We start from the raw sequence: 16,296 nt of genomic DNA, 5'->3' as shown, positions 1-16,296 counted from the left end.
CCCGCACCATCCATCAGAATGGTTAATCAGCAATTAAGCAGATCACCCCCAAGTGGGGTGGAATTTCCCAGAGGGTGACAGGGTGAAAATTTCAAACCCGTCCGCTGTCACCCCAATCGAATGTTCAAACTGTGCGGAGAGGGATTTATCCCGTGTCACGGCTGTCCATTCATCTGCCAAAACTTTGGTTTCGGGACGGCCAAGGTTCACCATGGGCTCAATGGTGAAGAACATCCCCTCTTCCAAGACGGGGCCTGTGCCCGCGCGGCCATAATGAAGAACATTTGGCGGTGCGTGAAAGACCTGACCCAACCCATGACCGCAGAAATCACGCACCACGCTCATGCGATTGGCTTCGACATAGGTTTGAATCGCATGGCCAATATCCCCGAACGTGGCCCCAGGACGCACGATCTCAATCCCTTTGAATAGGGCGTCATGGGTCACTTGGATCAGGCGTTCTGCTTTGCGGTTCAGATTGCCGGCCACATACATGCGGCTTGTGTCGCCAAACCACCCATCCACGATAACGGTTACATCAATATTCAGGATATCCCCATCCTTAAGGGTTTTGGGGCTAGGGATGCCGTGGCAGACCACATGGTTCACCGAGATGCAGCTTGCATGTTTATACCCACGATATCCGATGGTTGCTGATTTCGCGCCCGCCGCATTGACCATATCCTCAATCGCTTGATCTAAAGCTTCGGTCGTGACACCTGGCTCTACCATGGGCGCGATGTCGTCCAGAATGCGCGCGGCCAGTGCGCCCGCTGCATGCATCCCAGCAAAGCCTGCATCATCGTGAATGCGAATTCCGTCTTTGGTCACGCGGCCTTTGAAATCGTCCAAAACATCTGCTCCTGTCATCTCGCACCAGATTACGGTTTTTGGCGCTTGAATTCTAGCCAACCCCGCCACGCGATGACGCGTTGCGGCATGACAGGGCTTGGCCTATACCGCAGGCAGGGTGCATGACAAGTGGGGGGTTCTCAAAATGGCACAACCAACCGCAGCGATGTTGGTGATCGGGGATGAAATCCTATCAGGACGCACACGCGATGCGAATATGCACCATTTGGCCAATGAATTGACCGCAAAAGGGATTGCGCTGAAAGAGGTGCGCATCGTCTCTGATGATCATGCGGGTATTGTAGAGGCCCTCAATGCGCTGCGCGGGTCTTATGATCATGTGTTTACTTCGGGCGGTATTGGGCCAACGCATGACGATATCACCGCTGACGCGGTTGCGGCGGCTTTTGGCGTGCATATTGATGTTCGGGCGGATGCGCGGGCGTTGTTGCAAGCCCATTATGATGCCCGCGGGCAAGAGTTGAACGAAGCCCGCCTGCGCATGGCGCGCATTCCCGATGGCGCGGCTTTGATCGATAATCCCGTCTCCACCGCACCCGGGTTTCAGATCGAAAATGTCTATGTGATGGCGGGGGTGCCTTCGGTCTTTCAGGCGATGGTGGCTTCGGTCATGCCGCGCTTGACAGGTGGCGCGCCCTTGATCAGCCACAGCATCCGCCTAGAGATGGGCGAAGGTGATATTGCGGGGCCTTTGGGCGAAATTGCTGCCCAATTTCCCGATGTTTCAATCGGCTCTTACCCCTATCAATTGAACGGGGTGTATGGGGCAAATATCGTGCTGCGCAGTGCCGATGAGGGGATGCTTCAACGTGCCATTGCAGAAATGGCGCGCGCTTTTCCGCAGGGCGTTTGATATGGGCGCGGCCTGTTCCGACATGCTGCCTGATGAGGGCCGTTTGTTTATGGCGTTAGATGCCACTTGGCCCGCCAGAACTTACCAAACTGATGGGCTTTTGACCTTTCGTGAGGGGGCAGGCGGCGGCAGTCGCGTATCTGCGGCCAGTTGGGACGGCCAAGATACGCCCGATGAGGCAACGCTCAACAAGGCCGAGGCCCGCATGCAGGCTATGGGACAGCCGCGCTTGTTTATTATTCGCGAAAGCCAATCCGCTTTGGATGCCGCCCTTGGGGCACGCGGCTATCAGATCAAAGATCCTGTATGGTTTTACGCGATGGATCTGCGCGGGCGGGATCTGCCTGCGCTGTCTGAGTGCTTTGCCCTTTGGCCGCCCTTGGCCGCGCAAGCGGCAATTTGGGCTGATGGCGGGATAGGGCCCGCGCGCCTAGAGGTCATGGCGCGGGCGTGCGCTCCGAAAACCACAGTTTTTGCGCGGCAGCAGGATCGCATTGCCGCGACTGGCTTTATCGCCTGCGATGGAGATATCGCCATGGTGCACGCGGTCGAAACCGCCCAATCGGCCCGCCGTCAGGGCGTGGGGCGGCGTGTTATGTGGCACATGGCGCATTGGGCACAGGCGGAAGGGGCGAATTGGTTAACACTTGTGACGACCAAGGCCAATCAAGCGGCAAATGGGCTTTATCAATCCATGGGCTTCGAGGTGGTCAGTGCTTATCACTATCAAATCCACCCCGAAGATGCCTGAGAGATTGATCACCAATCCATTGGGCCTTTGTCTTTGAACTGATCAACCAGAAAATCAATGAAGGCGCGCAATTTGGGCTGTGTATAGCGCCCAGGTGGGTAAACTGCGTGCAGGCTTTGTATTTCCATCGGCAGATGTGGCATCGCTTCTTCCACTTCGCCTGCCCGTAGCGCCTCGCCAAAGAGGAAGCTTGGCAAAAAGGCGATACCAAAACCGCCGATTGCCGCTTTCAACAAGGCTTGCCCGTCATTGACGGTCAATGCGCCTGTGGAGCGCACAAAACGCCGCTCCCCTGATGGGGCCAAGAGTTTCCAAACATTTCCCTGCGCTTCATTCGAGAAGTGCAGCAAGCGATGTTCATTGAGGTCTTCAATCCGTTCGGGATGACCATGTGACGCGAAATAGGCAGGGGATCCGATCATGCGCATTGTGGTGTCACAGATACGGCGGGCTTTGAGTGTGCTGTCCTCCATCTCACCCATGCGGATAGCAACATCAAACCCCTCAGAAATCAGTTCTACATGACGATTTTCCAAAACCATGCTGACGGACACTTGCGGATAGGCTTTGAGGAAACCGCCAATGAGGGGCGAGAGATGACCAGACCCAAAATCAGTGGGGACGGTCACGCGTAACAGCCCCGATGGTGCAGACTGCATAGAGGAGACCATCGCATCAGCATCGCCCGCATCATTGAGAACGCGACAGGCGCGATCATAATAGGCCAGACCGATCTCGGTCGGGCTGACGCGGCGGGTGGTGCGATTTAATAGCCGCGCACCCAAACGGGTTTCGAGCGATGAAATATGCTTGGACACGGCGGATTTCGAGATACCCATCTTGCGCGCCGCATCGGTGAAGCCACCTTGGTTCACAACCATGGCGAAGGCTTCCATTTCGGTCAATCTGTCCATCTTTCGTCCTTTGGGCATTGTTCGACTTCCCTCGCAGCATCGTTTCCAAATGGGGCGCTATTGGGGAAAAGAACGGACTAAAGGCGGGAATTATGAGGGAGTGTTGAGGGCAAAAAGGCAAATTTGGGCGTAATTTCCGTGATTTGCCGTAATCCTGCCGATTTTGTTGCCGCATCGTTAACAGTTGCCGCAAAAAAACGGGCCGCGCCTGCGACCCGTTTTGAATGTGATACCTGCTTCGCGATTTAGTCCCGCAGCAGCTCGTTGATACCCGTTTTAGAGCGGGTTTTCTCATCAACGCGTTTTACGATGACAGCACAGTAGAGGTTGATCCCGTTCTTTGAGGGCATAGAGCCTGCAACAACCACCGAATAAGGTGGAACCTCGCCGTAAAAGACCTCGCCTGTTTCGCGATCCACGATCTTGGTGGATTGGCCGATGAAGACGCCCATCCCTAGAACCGAGCCTTCACGCACGATCACGCCCTCGACCACCTCGGAGCGCGCGCCGATAAAGCAGTTATCTTCGATGATGGTGGGGCCTGCCTGCATTGGCTCCAAAACGCCGCCAATACCCACGCCGCCCGACAGATGGACATTCTTGCCGATCTGCGCACAAGACCCGACCGTGGCCCATGTATCAACCATTGTGCCGCTGTCGACATAGGCGCCAAGGTTTACGAAGGACGGCATCAGAACAACGCCAGGCGCGATATAGGCAGACCGGCGCACAACACAATTTGGAACTGCACGGAAGCCTGCGGATTTCCAATCGTTGTCTGACCAGTCCTTCCACTTGCTGTCGACCTTATCCCACCAACTGCCGCCTTGAGGACTGCCCGATTGCATTTCCATATCCTTCAGACGGAAGCCCAAAAGAACGGCTTTCTTTGCCCATTGATTGACATGCCATGTGCCATCACCGCCGCGCTCTGCAATGCGCAAGCTGCCTTGGTCGAGGGCGCTGAGGGTTTCTTCAATCGCATCACGGGTTTCGCCAGTGGTTGCAGGCGTGATGCTGTCGCGCGCGTCCCACGCGGCTTCAATCGCCGTTTCCAGTTTCTGAATATCGGTCATAGGCTTTATCCTTAGCTCGGGCTGTTTGACAGGCGCTATAGCGCCAAGGGGGGCTTTGCGCAACGCGCCGCCCTCTGGCCGCATGGTGCGAATATTGGTATGAGTTAAATATGGCCAGAACAGGGGGAGACAAGCGATGAGCAGCAAGAAACATCTGATGCGGGATGCAGGTTTGGATTTGCGCGAAGCCGACCGCACGCCAGACACGCCGCAAACCCAAAGTCCCGCCTATAGGCTTGCCTTCGCAGACCCTGATTTTCTGTGTCAGGACGCGCTGCGCCCTGTGCGCCTTCAGCTTGAGCTTTTGAAGACCGAAATGGGGATGGATGCAGAAGGCATTCGGTCAACCATTGTTCTGTTTGGCGGTGCGCGCATTCCTGCGCCTGACGCCACAGACGGCAAACCCCCCGCGATTGCCGCAATGGCCCGTTATTACGAGGAGGCCCGCCGTTTTGCCTATCAAATCACCCAGCGCGGTGCGCGCGGTGAGAATGTCATTGTCACGGGCGGTGGCCCGGGCGTGATGGAGGCAGGCAATCGCGGCGCGCATGAGGCGGGCGGTGTTTCCGTTGGGCTTAATATCGTGCTGCCCCACGAGCAGGCCCCCAATGCTTATGTCACACCTGAGTTGAGCTTTAATTTTCACTATTTCGCCATTCGCAAAATGCATTTCCTGCTGCGCGCGCGTGCGCTTGCGATTTTTCCAGGCGGTTTTGGCACGATGGATGAGCTGTTCGAAAGCCTGACCTTGATCCAAACAGGGCGAATGGAGCAGGTGCCCGTGCTTCTGTTTGGCCGAGATTATTGGACGCGCCTTGTCGATTGGGACATGCTGGTCGAGATCGGCACGATTTCACCTGAGGATCTCGACCTCTTCCGTTTCGTGGAAACCGCGGAAGAGGCGCTAGACGTCATCGACACATGGCCCCTATCAGGACGGCGCGGCGGCATTCCAGGCCGTTAAGGTTTCGGGCGCTACAACTGACTGATTGCCTGACATTGTGCAGGCAAATCACCAAGCCGCAGGGCGCGGCGTGGTTCGGGATCAGGCGCATCGGGGTCAGGGGGCGGCGGGTTCAAAATATTGTTGACCCAAGCCTGCGCATCTTCGCAGCCATCCCCCACAGGCGGCACATCTTGCGCCTCACAATCGCTTGCGCCACGCGGGCAGTTTAGGCGCACATGGATATGGTAGTGATGGCCAAACCACGGCCGGATTTTCCGCAGATAGCTGCGATCCCCTGTCTCATTTTCGCACATCCAGACCTTTGCGGCTGGAAAGACGAAAATGCGCGACACGCGCGGATCACTGGCGGCAAGGCGGATCAGCGTGGCGTGTTCCTCCGTCCAATTTTCATTCACGGCTGCGCCGCGTTGCGCCTGCATCGAAATAGAGGACAGGTTTTCACGCGCGGCTCGCGATAGGTTCAGATTGCGCGCGGGCAAGAGCCAGATATCCGCATCAAGCCCCGATTGATGGCTGGCATGGCCTGACAGCATAGGCCCGCCGCGTGGCTGGCTCATATCGCCAATATATAGACCGCTCCAAGAGGTTGCAGCCGCCATTCTTGCGCTTAGGTCTTGGACGAACGCGACTGTGTCAGGGTGGGCCCAGTTGCGATTGCGCGACAGTCGCATTGCCTGCCATGTCGGCCCTGTTTCGGCCAGTTGCACGGCCCCTGCCACGCATCCGCCTGCATAGGCGCCGAACACATTTGCGGCTGTTGTGGTGGGCGTTGGCAGATTGCCAAAGACAAGCCGTGCTTCGCGGCTCAGATCAGCACTTGAGAGTGTCACCTGCGGCAGATCATTGGCCACAGGCGGTGCGCTTGGGGCGCAGGCCGTAACCGCGATGAGACACAAACCGATAGAGGCGATATATTTGCGCATGGCCTGATTTCCCCTATTCGTGCTGCCGCGGATCGGCATTCACCCCGCGCAACAGCCATAACCCCAGTAAGAATAGCATAATCAGCGGCGTTACACCCCAATTTTGACTGTTGGTGAGGGAGGTCATCACCGCAATGAGAAATGGGGCGAGGAAAGCTGTGGCCTTTCCTGCGAGGGCATAAAGGCCAAAATGTTCGGTTATTGCGGCAGGATCCGCTTGGCGCAGCATCATATGGCGGGATGCGCTTTGCACGATACCGCCTGCCGCGCCAATGCCGATGCCGATCAGGTAGAACATTAGGCTTGGCAGGTTTGAGCCTTCGGCAAGCGCAAGACCAAATAGGCTATCGCGCCCGATAAAGGGGATGAGAAGGGATAGACCAGTTAGGCACAGAACTGACCACCAAATGATCTGGTATGGCCCGAAACGATCATCCCATTTGCCGCCAATCCATGCCGCAACGGCCCCCGAGATGATGGCAAGAATCCCGAAAATTCCGATATCTGTGATCGACCAACCCAAGACACCCGCCGCATAAATGCCGCCAAAGGCATAAAGACCGTTCAAAGCATCGCGGTAGAACATAGATGAGAGCAGATAGCGCAGCAGGCTTGGATGATGGCGCAAGGATTTCAGCGAGCGTGCAAGCTCAGGCAGTGCTTGGCGCATGGTTTGACCAAGGCTTGGGCCAGAGTGCGGCTTGGGCTTGTGCGGTTCTCGCACCCAAAGAAAGAAGGGGATCATAAAGATCACATACCAAAGCGCGGTAAAGGGCCCCACGGCGCGTGTCCCTTCGCGCGCGGCGGCGTCCAGACCAAAAGCGGGTGATAGGCCAAAAAGCGTGCGCCCCGTTTCGGCGTTTTCGGCGAAAAATCCGAGCATCAGGATCATCGCCACCAATCCGCCCAGATACCCAAGGGCCCATCCTGTCCCAGAGATGCGCCCCATTTGCGCGCGTGGGCCAAGGTCAGGCATCAGCGCATTGGTGAAAATCGTGGCGCATTCCATCCCAAAAAGGCCGAGGGCAAAGAGGATCAAAACCACCCAGATTTGCATTCCATCGGGTGCAGCAAACCAACAGCCCCATGCGCCGATGACGTAAAAGGCGGAAAATACCCAAATGAACGGCAATTTGCGCCCAGTGTGATCTGCGATTTTGCCCAATATAGGCGCAGCGATGGCAATCAATAGGCCTGCCGCCCCGATGCTATAGCCCCAAAGGCTTTGGGCGCGGGTGCCATCACCTAAGACTTGCGCGATATAGGGCGCGAAAATGAAGGTCAGAAGCAGCGTGTTATAGGGCTGACTTGCCCAGTCAAACGCCCACCATCCATAGATGCGTTTCTTACTTTCGATCATCCTGCCCGCCATGGCCGTTCTGTTATCGTTACTGTGGAGGGCTTTCTCGATTTGGCAAAGGGAATCCGAAAGGATGGTATAAAAGCAGCTTAAAAATCGGCAAAAATGCCCGATCCCTTGCGCTTAGGTTGGACAGGGCTTAGATCATTCGAACTGGGATTTCCGATGGAAGGGGCCTTTGCCGTGACTTCGCTCTTCATGATCTTGATGCTGCTGCTCAATGTGGCGACCTATATCATCATCGCCCATATCATCATGAGCTGGCTGATCAATTTCGGTGTGCTGAACATTAGGCAGCCTTTGGTCTATCAAATTTGGCAAGGTCTTTCGAACCTCCTTGAGCCGATTTATGGCCCCATTCGCCGTGTTTTGCCCCAAATGGGTGGGCTAGATTTGGCACCGCTGATTGTGATCTTGGGGATCTACGCGCTTGAGATCATCCTGCGCAACAATGCCATGATGTTCATGTAGGCCTATGTCCACGCCCCGGTCCCATTTTGACGCCGTTATTGTTGGCGCGGGTGTGGTGGGCGTGGCCAGCGCGCTTTGGGCGCAGATGCGTGGGCAATCGGTGGCCTTGATTGATCCTGCCCCCGTTGGATCAGGGGCAAGTTCGGGCAATGCCTGCACTTTAGCCACCTATGCCTGCCTGCCCGTCAATGACCCATCCGTCTTTGCAAATCTGCCCTATTATCTGTTTTCAAATGACAGCCCGCTTGCTTTGTCTTGGGGTCATGCGCTGCGCCATCCGATCTGGATGATGAAATTCTTGGCCAATTGTCGCGCTACGAAATCCCGCCAGATTGCGCAGGAATTGGCGGCACTGTTGGCCCATGCCGATGCGGGGTTGAACCCTCTGATTGAGGCCGCCGCGGCAGAGGATTTGATTATTGCAAATGGGCAATTGACAGTCTGGCGCAGCGCGACTGCTGCCGATGCAGATCGGGCGGGCCTCAAGTTTCGCCGCGACCAAGGCATTCCCTTTGAGGAATTAAGCGGGGCCGAAGCTCATGCGATGGAACCTGCCTTGGCCTTTCAACCCGCGCGTGGGGTCTATTATCCGCTCGCGCGCCATATCCGCGATCCGCTGCTTTTGACGCAAAGATTGCATCAGAAATTTACCGAATTGGGTGGGCAGACGATCGCCAAAGCGGTGACCGAACTTAGCGATGAAGGCGCGCAGGTGCGGGTGCACCTTGGGCAGGATGATGTCACCGCGGCGCGGGTTGTTCTGGCCGCAGGGGCCTATTCGGCGCAGATCAAAGGCGGCGGTGCGGAGCATCTGCCCTTGCAAACCGAACGGGGCTATCACCTGATATATAAAGATCTTGGCCATTATGCCTTGCGCCCCGTGGGTTGGGTTGAGGGTGGGTTCTATACCGCCCCTATGGCGCAAGGTCTGCGTTTGGCGGGAACCGTTGAGATTGCGGCCCTGAACGCACCACAAAACCCGCGCCGTTTGGATTATATCGCGCGCAAAGGGGCCGAGTTATGGGGCGATCTGCCCGCGCCTGATGCCACATGGATGGGATGCAGGCCTACCTTGCCTGATGCCTTGCCTGTTATCGGGCCAAGCCCAAGCTCCTCAAAGATTATCCACGCCTTTGGCCACCAACATTTGGGCCTCACTTTGGCGGGTGTGACGGGGCGGATTGTGGCTGATCTCCTTGAGGGGCGGCAGCCCAATTTGGCGATTGGCGGATTATCGGCGGCACGCTCTTTTCTTTGATTCATGGCCCATTAACCCCTGAGCCTCATTCTGCCCTCGGCAATATGGAGGCGCAGAATGCCCGTTTTGGTGGTTGGTGCAGGGTTCTCAGGGGCCACGCTCGCGCGTGAATGTGCGGAGGCGGGGCTGAAGGTCACCGTGATTGAAGCGCGCAATGATGTGGGCGGGCATTGTGCCACAAAAATCGATCCTGAGACGGGGGTCATGATCCATTGCCACGGGCCGCATATCTTTCACACGGCTGATCTCGCAACTTGGGCGTTTATTCGGCGGTTTGGGGCGTTTATGCCCTATCGGCATCGGGTGGATGCGTCTTTACGCGGGCAGGTCTTTCCCTTGCCAATCACCCTTGCCACGATCAACCAATTCTTTGGTCACAACTTTACCTCAGAGGCGGCGCGCCGCTTTATCGCGGCGCAGTGTATCCCCATTTCAAACCCACAGAATTTTGAGGAGGCGGCCCTGTCGCAGATTGGCCCCGCTCTCTATCAGGCGTTTTTCAAACCCTATACCGAGAAACAATGGGGTCGCCCCGCGCACGCCCTGCCTGCTTCCGTTTTTGCGTGTCTGCCTGTTCGTTTTACGATGCGAGCAGATTATTTCAATCACCCGATCCAAGCGATCCCCGCCGAAGGATATAGCGCGGTTGTCGCGGCGATGCTCGCGCATCCGAATATTGCCCTGCATTTGGGTCAGCTTGTCACGGCGCAGGACAGTGGGGGATTTGATCATGTGTTTTGGACGGGGCCGATTGATGCGTATTTTAAGCATCAGCACGGGCATTTAGCCTATCGCAGTCTGCGGTTTGAGCATGAGCGCCTGCCTGACCCTGCCCAAGCCCTTGCCGTGATGAATTATCCCGCCCCAGATGTGCCATGGACACGGATCACCGAGCATCGCCACTTCGCGCCTGAACGTGCGGTGCGGGGCAGCGTTATCACCCGTGAATATCCGTTCGAGGCGGGGCCGAATGATACCCCATATTACCCTGTGCGCCTTGCGCGCGAGAAGGCGCAGCTTGGGCGGTATATCGCGGCAGCCTTGGGTCAACATGGCGTCAGCTTTGCGGGTCGGCTTGGCACTTATCGCTATTTAGACATGGATGTTGCCATCCGCGAAGCGCGCAGTTTGGCGCGCTCGGCAGTGGCCGCATTGCGCATGGGGCAGCGCCCCCCCGTCTTTGCGCCTGAGGTTGAAACTTGCCTCTCTGTCCAACCCATCCTAGAAACGGGGCAGGTTGGCAGAAAGGCACCGCAATGCGCGTGAATACCCAGAAAAAACCTGTGATTTTGTGCATTTTGGATGGGTGGGGTATCGGCACAGAGGCCGAAGGCAACGCGCCGTTGCAGGCCAAAACCCCAAACTTTGATCGGCTGATGTCCACCTGCCCCAATGCGACCTTGGTGACCTTCGGCCCTGATGTCGGCTTGCCAACGGGGCAAATGGGAAATTCCGAGGTGGGCCATACCAATATCGGCGCAGGGCGCGTGGTGGCCATGGATTTGGGCCAAATTGATCTGGCGATTGAGGATGGCTCCTTCTTTCGCAACCAAGCATTGCAAGAGTTCATCGCGACTGTCAAAGCCGCGAAGGGACGCGCTCACATTGCGGGGCTTGCCTCCCCCGGTGGTGTGCATGCCCATCAGGCGCATATTTTGGCTGCTGTTCAGGCCTGTGCAGATGCAGGGCTTGAGGTGGTGATCCATGCGATCACCGATGGGCGGGACGTAGCCCCGAAATCCGCAAAAGACCAGATCGCGGGGCTTGAGGCGGGATTGCCCGACCGCGCGCGCATTGTAACTGTCACGGGGCGCTATTTTGCGATGGATCGCGACAATCGATGGGAACGGGTCGAGACCGCCTATCGCGCAATGGTCGAAGGCAAAGGCGCAAAAGCCTCGTCCGCGCAGGCGGCGATTGATCAAGGCTATGGGGCTGAGAAAACTGATGAATTCCTGCCCGCAACAGTGATTGATGACTATTCAGGCATGGCGGCAGGCGATGGTCTGTTTTTTGTGAATTTCCGCGCAGACCGCGCGCGCGAAATATTGGCCGCAATTTGCGCGCCTGAGTTCACAGGATTTGCGCGTGGCCCTCGCCCTGATCTCTCGGCGCGATTGGGGATGGTGAATTATTCGACCGACCATGATCGCTATATGCAGGTGGTTTTTCCCAAGCAGGAATTGAAAAACACGCTCGGTGAATGGGTTGCGGCCCATGGTTTGCGTCAATTTCGGATTGCTGAAACAGAGAAATATCCGCATGTGACCTTCTTTCTCAATGGCGGCCAAGAAAGTGCGGCTGAGGGGGAGGATCGGTTTATGCCGCTCTCGCCAAAAGTGGCGACCTATGATCTGCAACCCGAGATGAGCGCCGCTGAGGTGACCCAAAATTTGGTTGCCGCGATTAATGCGGAGTATGACCTGATCGTGGTGAATTACGCCAATCCTGACATGGTGGGGCATACGGGGGATTTGGGCGCCGCAATCGCTGCTTGCGAGGCGGTGGATCAAGGCCTTGGCGCGGCCTTGGCGGCCCTTGAGGGTAAAGGCGGTGCGATGATTGTGACGGCGGATCATGGCAATTGCGAAACGATGATCGACCCTGTGACAGGTGGCCCTCATACGGCACATACCGTCAATCTCGTGCCTGTTGTGGTGTATGGCGCGCCCGAAGGCACAAGCCTTGCAGATGGTCGATTGGCGGATTTGGCGCCAACTGTTCTTTCCCTAATGGGCCTGCCGCAACCGCCTGAAATGACGGGGCAGTCGCTGTTGCGATGAAAGCGCGCTTTAGCCTTCTCTTGTCGGTGTTTTTGATTTGCGCGCCTGTGGCGCTGCATGCGGAGATTGACCCAAGCGAGGCGGCCGAAGCGGCTATCCTTGAATTAGAAGCCGCGGCCACAGCCCTTGCCAATGCCCAGAGTGCCAGTGATCGCATTGCGGCCCTGACCCAGACGATTAAGGGCTATGAACATGGTTTATTGACCCTGCGCGAGGCCGTGCGCCGTGCCGCGCTTGCACAAAGGGCAATCGAATCGCGTTTGGATACGGAGAGCGCCAAATTATCAGGGCTGCTTATGGCCATGCAGCGGATCGCAGCCGAGCCAAGCCCCGTTGGTTTGATGCACCCCAATGGGCCTGTTGCTTCGGCCCGTGCGGGGATGGTGCTTGCGGATGTGACCCCAGCGCTTGCGGCTGAAGCGATTGCGTTGCGGCAGGAATTGGACCAGATCGCCACCTTGTCCCGTTTGCAATCGGGTGCTGTGCTGCAGATGGAGGCGGCTTTGTCCGAAGTGCAAACCGCCCGCGCCAGTCTCGCCGCCGCAGTGGCGGAACGGCGTGAAGCCCCTGATAGCTTTGCGCTGAGCGAAGACGCCTTGCGCCAGATTGTCGAAGCAGTCGACACATTGGACGCGTTTCTTGATTTATTGGCGCAAGCCCCTGCGCCCGAAGATAGCGCTATGCGCGGGTTCAGTGATGCACGCGGCGCAGTGCCTTTGCCCGTTTTTGGGGTGTTGCTCAATGGGTTCGAGGCCCAAGATGCGGCAGGCATCAGCCGCCCCGGTTTGTTATTAGCCACAGCCCCTGCGGCACTTGTGACATCCCCGTGGTTTGGAACAGTGCGCTATGCGGGGCCTTTGTTGGACTATGGCAATGTGGTGATCCTTGAACCTGAAGGGAATATTTTGATGATTCTTGCGGGGCTTGGTGATCTTTATGTGACCGCGGGCGCCGTGATTTCACAGGGCGCACCCTTGGGAATGATGCCAAGCGCCGCAGGCGCGCGCGCAGATTTGATCACTGAGACACCAGATCAGACTGGCGCTGCGCTTTCAGAAACTATTTATATTGAATTGAGACAGAATGGCGGCGCGATTGATCCGCAACCATGGTTTGATTGGGAATAAGTGCGCCGCGCCAGATATGCGGTCGGAAAGGACGGATGAACATGAAGAAACTGGTTATTGCGGGCTTAGGGGGCGCGGTTGCTGGGGTCATCTTGGCATCCCAATTTGCCGCCCCGCTCTTGGCGCAAGAGCAGGAACAGCAGCGCAGCGTTTACGAGCAGCTTGATTTATTTGGAGATGTGTTTGAGCGGATCCGCTCGAATTACGTTGAGGAGGTCGATGAATCTGCGCTGATCGAAGCGGCGATCAATGGCATGCTGACCTCGCTTGATCCACATTCAAGCTATCTGCCGCCGCGTGATTTCGACTCGATGCAAGTGCAGACCCGTGGCGAGTTTGGTGGGTTGGGCATTGAAGTGACCCAAGAAGACGGGTTTGTGCGCGTCATCACGCCAATGGATGACACCCCTGCAATGGAAGCGGGTGTTGAGGCGGGTGATTTCATCACCCATGTGGATGGCGAGGCACTGCTTGGCCTGACATTGGAAGAAGCCGTTGATCTGATGCGTGGGCCTGTTGGTTCGGAGATTGTCATCACTGTCGTGCGGGAGGGGGTTGATGAACCTTTTGACATCTCCATCATCCGCGACCGCATCCGTCTTACTGCTGTGCGCACGCGCCTAGAGGGAAACACCGCGATTTTGCGCGTCTCGACCTTCAATGATCAAACCTACCCCAACTTGGAGGACGGTTTGTCTGATGTCATCGCAGAGCTTGGCGGGATCGAAAATCTGAATGGTGTCGTGCTTGATTTGCGAAACAATCCTGGGGGTCTATTGACCCAAGCAATTCGTGTGTCCGATGCCTTTTTGGAACAGGGCGAAATCGTTTCCACCCGTGGCCGAAATGGCGCGGATGGGGATCGCTACAATGCAACGGCAGGCGATTTGATTGACGGATTGCCGATGGTGGTTCTGGTCAATGGCGGCTCTGCCTCGGCCTCCGAGATCGTGGCGGGCGCGTTGCAAGATCATCGCCGCGCTGTGGTCGTAGGCACAAACACATTTGGCAAAGGGTCGGTGCAATCCGTGATGCCTGTGCAGGGCGAGGGGGCCATTCGACTGACTACTGCGCTATACTACACCCCTTCGGGCCGCTCGATTCAGGCATTGGGCGTGGCCCCTGATATTCTGGTGGAACAGCGCGACCCTGTTGAGGATGCGCCAACCGAAGATCGGTTCACCCGCTCCGAAGCCGATTTGCGCGGGGCCTTGCGCAACACCACCCTGACCGAAGATGAGCAGCGTCTTCGCGATGAGGAGCAAGCCATTGCCGAGGAAACCGCACGCCTGCGCAATCAGGATTATCAACTGGCCTATGCGATTGATATTCTGACGGGGCTAAACGCCTTGGGGCCAAACGCCCGATGAGCGCGGCGCTGTCGCCTGCTGATATCGCTGCGCTGCCCTATCGGCCCTGTGTTGGCATTGTGATGGTCAATGCCGCGGGTGGTGTTTTCGCGGGCACGCGCGCGGATATGGACAAACCTGCATGGCAAATGCCGCAGGGCGGTATTGATGCGGGTGAAACCCCACGCCAAGCCGCTGCCCGCGAATTGCTTGAGGAAACTGGCATTTCAGAAGATCAAACGCGGTTTATACGGCAGACCGCTGATTGGTTGACCTATGATCTGCCGCCAGAAGTGATCCCCTATCGTTGGGGCGGCAAATTTCGGGGACAAAAGCAGCATTGGGTTATGGTTGAATTAACCGCCCCCGATGACGCGATTGACCTCAGCTATCAGGATGTTGAATTCTCCGATTGGCAATGGATGCGGGCGCAGGATCTTTTGGTGCAGATTGTGCCGTTCAAGCGCGACATCTATGCCGCCGTGTTTCAAGAATTTGGTTTAATCTAAGCCCAAAGGGACAAGAAAAATGGCGCAATTTCAGGTTCTCGGCTCTGCTGCATCCCCCTTCGTGCGGAAGGTTCTTGTGATGGTCAAAGAGGCGGGTATGACAGATGTGGTGTTCGAAACTGTCAAAGCCTCACCCATGGGCGGGGATGCCCATCTCAATGCCGCCAATCCTTCAGGACGTATTCCTGTGCTTTTGCGCGAAGGCGATAGCCCGATTTTTGACAGCCGTGTGATCACCCGCTTTTTGGATCAACATGCGCAAGCGGGGCTTTATCCCGAAAGCCGCCTTTGGGAGGTGCTGACCACCGAAGCGGCGGCAGATGGTATGATCGAGGCTGTGGTGGCCATGGTCTATGAAAAACGCTTCCGCCCCGAAACACATTGGTATGAGCCTTGGTATGAAGGCCAATGGGCCAAAGTAGAGCGCGCGCTTGATTATTTCGAAACCCAAGTGCCGAGTTTTGATCAGGCGCTTGATATGGGCCAAATCGCGGTTGGTGCGGGCTTGGGCTATCTTGATTTTCGCCAAGGCCAATTTGATTGGCGCGCGACCCGCCCGAACTTGACCGCGTTTTTTGATCGCTTAAGCGCGCGTCCCTCTTTCAAAGACACATTCCCAGTTGGATGAGTGGTTCGCCCGAATTTAGCCTTGTGCAAACACAGGCTGATTTGGATCTGTGCTATGAGATCCGCCGCGCTGTCTTTGTGGTCGAGCAATCTGTGCCGCTTTCAGAGGAATTTGATACGATTGACGCAAAAGCCACTCATGTTTTGGGTCGTTTGGCGGGGCGGGCTGTGGCGACAGGGCGGCTCTATCGCACAGGGCAGGCGTGGCGGATTGGACGCATCGCGGTTGTCGCAGATGCGCGGGGCGCGGGCTATGGTGCGTCACTTATGCGGTTTGTGATGGCGCATATTCGCCACATCGCCACAGAACCAGATCCACATCAGATGGAATTGGACGCGCAATTGAGCGCGATTTCCTTTTACGAGCGCTTGGGATTCACCGCCACAGGCCCCGAATTTGATGATGGATCAGGTATTTTGCACCGAAAAATGGCCCTAAACTTCGGGAAATAGGC

The 16,296-nt window shown here is 56.7% G+C and carries 17 protein-coding genes; 12 read left to right on the top strand and 5 right to left on the bottom strand.

What is annotated here, in order from left to right; translation table 11 throughout:
- Positions 1-42: 42 nt before the first annotated feature.
- Positions 43-870 carry a type I methionyl aminopeptidase gene (gene map / locus RYZ18_RS11460; protein ID WP_317656950.1) on the bottom strand — a complete coding sequence of 276 codons (828 nt, stop codon included), beginning with the start codon at positions 868-870 and terminating at the stop codon, positions 43-45.
- Positions 871-997: 127 nt separating this feature from the next.
- Here map and RYZ18_RS11455 point away from each other — a divergent pair, with 127 nt between their 5' ends.
- Entirely contained in the window at positions 998-1,726 is a 729-nt protein-coding gene (locus RYZ18_RS11455; RefSeq protein ID WP_317656949.1) for a competence/damage-inducible protein A, read from the top strand.
- Positions 1,683-2,477: a GNAT family N-acetyltransferase gene (locus RYZ18_RS11450; protein WP_317656947.1), complete on the top strand. Its 795-nt coding sequence runs from the start codon at positions 1,683-1,685 to the stop codon at positions 2,475-2,477. The genes RYZ18_RS11455 and RYZ18_RS11450 overlap by 44 nt, the downstream gene beginning before the upstream one ends.
- A gap of 8 nt (positions 2,478-2,485) precedes the next feature.
- Here the strand turns inward: RYZ18_RS11450 and RYZ18_RS11445 are convergent, their stop codons facing one another.
- Positions 2,486-3,391, bottom strand: coding sequence for a LysR family transcriptional regulator (locus RYZ18_RS11445; RefSeq protein WP_317656945.1), 906 nt, complete (start codon positions 3,389-3,391; stop codon positions 2,486-2,488).
- A gap of 245 nt (positions 3,392-3,636) precedes the next feature.
- Positions 3,637-4,467 (bottom strand): 2,3,4,5-tetrahydropyridine-2,6-dicarboxylate N-succinyltransferase, encoded by an 831-nt coding sequence (dapD, locus tag RYZ18_RS11440; RefSeq protein ID WP_317656944.1) that lies wholly within the window; start codon positions 4,465-4,467, stop codon positions 3,637-3,639.
- A gap of 136 nt (positions 4,468-4,603) precedes the next feature.
- On the opposite strand from dapD, the gene RYZ18_RS11435 reads away from it, so the two are divergent.
- The gene (locus RYZ18_RS11435) at positions 4,604-5,431 is read left to right on the top strand and encodes a TIGR00730 family Rossman fold protein (protein WP_317656943.1); all 828 of its coding nucleotides are present in this window, start codon (positions 4,604-4,606) and stop codon (positions 5,429-5,431) included.
- Positions 5,432-5,442: 11 nt separating this feature from the next.
- On the opposite strand, the gene mepA is transcribed toward RYZ18_RS11435, so the two are convergent.
- Both mepA and RYZ18_RS11425 read right to left on the bottom strand, forming a co-directional pair.
- A complete protein-coding gene (gene mepA, locus RYZ18_RS11430) occupies positions 5,443-6,357 on the bottom strand; it encodes a penicillin-insensitive murein endopeptidase (protein WP_317656942.1) in 915 nt (304 codons plus the stop codon).
- A 13-nt stretch (positions 6,358-6,370) separates the two neighbouring features.
- Positions 6,371-7,717, bottom strand: coding sequence for an MFS transporter (locus RYZ18_RS11425; protein ID WP_317656941.1), 1,347 nt, complete (start codon positions 7,715-7,717; stop codon positions 6,371-6,373).
- 183 nt (positions 7,718-7,900) lie between these two features.
- On the opposite strand from RYZ18_RS11425, the gene RYZ18_RS11420 reads away from it, so the two are divergent.
- Genes RYZ18_RS11420 through RYZ18_RS11380 form a run of 9 tightly spaced genes read left to right on the top strand, consistent with a single transcriptional unit; the run spans position 7,901 to position 16,294 of the window.
- On the top strand, positions 7,901-8,188 hold the full coding sequence (locus RYZ18_RS11420) for a YggT family protein (protein WP_317657298.1): 288 nt from the start codon (positions 7,901-7,903) through the stop codon (positions 8,186-8,188).
- A 4-nt stretch (positions 8,189-8,192) separates the two neighbouring features.
- Positions 8,193-9,446 carry an NAD(P)/FAD-dependent oxidoreductase gene (locus tag RYZ18_RS11415; protein ID WP_317656939.1) on the top strand — a complete coding sequence of 418 codons (1,254 nt, stop codon included), beginning with the start codon at positions 8,193-8,195 and terminating at the stop codon, positions 9,444-9,446.
- 57 nt (positions 9,447-9,503) lie between these two features.
- Complete coding sequence (locus tag RYZ18_RS11410; protein ID WP_317656937.1) at positions 9,504-10,712, top strand: UDP-galactopyranose mutase; 1,209 nt, start codon at positions 9,504-9,506, stop codon at positions 10,710-10,712.
- Positions 10,703-12,229, top strand: a complete 1,527-nt coding sequence (gene gpmI, locus RYZ18_RS11405; protein WP_317656935.1) for a 2,3-bisphosphoglycerate-independent phosphoglycerate mutase — start codon at positions 10,703-10,705, stop codon at positions 12,227-12,229. The genes RYZ18_RS11410 and gpmI overlap by 10 nt, the downstream gene beginning before the upstream one ends.
- Complete coding sequence (locus RYZ18_RS11400; RefSeq protein WP_317656933.1) at positions 12,226-13,356, top strand: murein hydrolase activator EnvC family protein; 1,131 nt, start codon at positions 12,226-12,228, stop codon at positions 13,354-13,356. The genes gpmI and RYZ18_RS11400 overlap by 4 nt, the downstream gene beginning before the upstream one ends.
- 41 nt (positions 13,357-13,397) lie before the next feature.
- Positions 13,398-14,726 carry a S41 family peptidase gene (locus RYZ18_RS11395; RefSeq protein ID WP_317656931.1) on the top strand — a complete coding sequence of 443 codons (1,329 nt, stop codon included), beginning with the start codon at positions 13,398-13,400 and terminating at the stop codon, positions 14,724-14,726.
- Positions 14,723-15,214: an RNA pyrophosphohydrolase gene (locus RYZ18_RS11390; RefSeq protein WP_317656929.1), complete on the top strand. Its 492-nt coding sequence runs from the start codon at positions 14,723-14,725 to the stop codon at positions 15,212-15,214. Before RYZ18_RS11395 ends, RYZ18_RS11390 begins: the two co-directional genes overlap by 4 nt.
- 19 nt (positions 15,215-15,233) lie before the next feature.
- Positions 15,234-15,842, top strand: coding sequence for a glutathione S-transferase family protein (locus RYZ18_RS11385; protein ID WP_317656927.1), 609 nt, complete (start codon positions 15,234-15,236; stop codon positions 15,840-15,842).
- Positions 15,839-16,294 (top strand): GNAT family N-acetyltransferase, encoded by a 456-nt coding sequence (locus RYZ18_RS11380; RefSeq protein ID WP_317656925.1) that lies wholly within the window; start codon positions 15,839-15,841, stop codon positions 16,292-16,294. The genes RYZ18_RS11385 and RYZ18_RS11380 overlap by 4 nt, the downstream gene beginning before the upstream one ends.
- Positions 16,295-16,296 lie beyond the last annotated feature (2 nt).

Source organism: Roseovarius sp. 10, assembly GCF_033100315.1.
Taxonomy (GTDB): domain Bacteria; phylum Pseudomonadota; class Alphaproteobacteria; order Rhodobacterales; family Rhodobacteraceae; genus M30B80.
This window is presented reverse-complemented; position numbering and strand designations above follow the sequence as displayed.

What these genes read in the sequence shown, in the direction of transcription:
- map (WP_317656950.1), bottom strand. Translation starts at nt 870, where the DNA reads ATGACAGGAGCAGATGTTTTGGACGATTTCAAAGGCCGCGTGACCAAA.
- RYZ18_RS11455 (WP_317656949.1), top strand. Translation starts at nt 998, where the DNA reads ATGGCACAACCAACCGCAGCGATGTTGGTGATCGGGGATGAAATCCTA.
- RYZ18_RS11445 (WP_317656945.1), bottom strand. Translation starts at nt 3,391, where the DNA reads ATGGACAGATTGACCGAAATGGAAGCCTTCGCCATGGTTGTGAACCAA.
- dapD (WP_317656944.1), bottom strand. Translation starts at nt 4,467, where the DNA reads ATGACCGATATTCAGAAACTGGAAACGGCGATTGAAGCCGCGTGGGAC.
- RYZ18_RS11435 (WP_317656943.1), top strand. Translation starts at nt 4,604, where the DNA reads ATGAGCAGCAAGAAACATCTGATGCGGGATGCAGGTTTGGATTTGCGC.
- mepA (WP_317656942.1), bottom strand. Translation starts at nt 6,357, where the DNA reads ATGCGCAAATATATCGCCTCTATCGGTTTGTGTCTCATCGCGGTTACG.
- RYZ18_RS11425 (WP_317656941.1), bottom strand. Translation starts at nt 7,717, where the DNA reads ATGATCGAAAGTAAGAAACGCATCTATGGATGGTGGGCGTTTGACTGG.
- RYZ18_RS11415 (WP_317656939.1), top strand. Translation starts at nt 8,193, where the DNA reads ATGTCCACGCCCCGGTCCCATTTTGACGCCGTTATTGTTGGCGCGGGT.
- RYZ18_RS11410 (WP_317656937.1), top strand. Translation starts at nt 9,504, where the DNA reads ATGCCCGTTTTGGTGGTTGGTGCAGGGTTCTCAGGGGCCACGCTCGCG.
- gpmI (WP_317656935.1), top strand. Translation starts at nt 10,703, where the DNA reads ATGCGCGTGAATACCCAGAAAAAACCTGTGATTTTGTGCATTTTGGAT.
- RYZ18_RS11400 (WP_317656933.1), top strand. Translation starts at nt 12,226, where the DNA reads ATGAAAGCGCGCTTTAGCCTTCTCTTGTCGGTGTTTTTGATTTGCGCG.
- RYZ18_RS11395 (WP_317656931.1), top strand. Translation starts at nt 13,398, where the DNA reads ATGAAGAAACTGGTTATTGCGGGCTTAGGGGGCGCGGTTGCTGGGGTC.
- RYZ18_RS11390 (WP_317656929.1), top strand. Translation starts at nt 14,723, where the DNA reads ATGAGCGCGGCGCTGTCGCCTGCTGATATCGCTGCGCTGCCCTATCGG.
- RYZ18_RS11385 (WP_317656927.1), top strand. Translation starts at nt 15,234, where the DNA reads ATGGCGCAATTTCAGGTTCTCGGCTCTGCTGCATCCCCCTTCGTGCGG.
- RYZ18_RS11380 (WP_317656925.1), top strand. Translation starts at nt 15,839, where the DNA reads ATGAGTGGTTCGCCCGAATTTAGCCTTGTGCAAACACAGGCTGATTTG.